This is a genomic window from Vibrio sp. T20 (assembly GCF_007858795.1).
Lineage (GTDB): Bacteria > Pseudomonadota > Gammaproteobacteria > Enterobacterales > Vibrionaceae > Vibrio > Vibrio satsumensis.
This window is the reverse complement of the sequence record NZ_VFEB01000038.1, coordinates 1-295: the sequence shown is the minus strand read 5'-3', so window position 1 is coordinate 295 and position 295 is coordinate 1. Positions and strand designations below refer to the sequence as shown.

At 43.7% G+C, this 295-nt stretch carries 1 protein-coding gene; it reads right to left on the bottom strand.

Features of this window, described 5'->3' with window-relative positions:
* Positions 1-295, bottom strand: a 295-nt coding sequence (locus tag FTW16_RS01895; RefSeq protein ID WP_261383391.1) for an ABC transporter substrate-binding protein, incomplete at both ends; no start/stop codon positions are given.

Here is a 295-nt window from a genome sequence, read left to right as displayed (position 1 = left end):
CAATACGCTCTTTTTGAGAAAGTTGACCATACTCTGGAGTTACTGGGTCAAAACCAGCAGTAATTTCAGGAGTCAGGAAGTACGCTGGTTTTTGGCCTTGGCCAAGGATCGCTTTAGTCACGATATCGCGGTCCATAGCGTAAGACATCGCTTTACGTACACGTACATCGTTGAAAGGCGCTTTCTGTGCGTTAAACTGGTAGTAGTAAGTACACAGGTTACCCTTGATGTTTACATCTTGTGGGTATTCTTTCTGTAGACGACGAAAGTGTTCGTTAGGTACTTCGTATTTGAA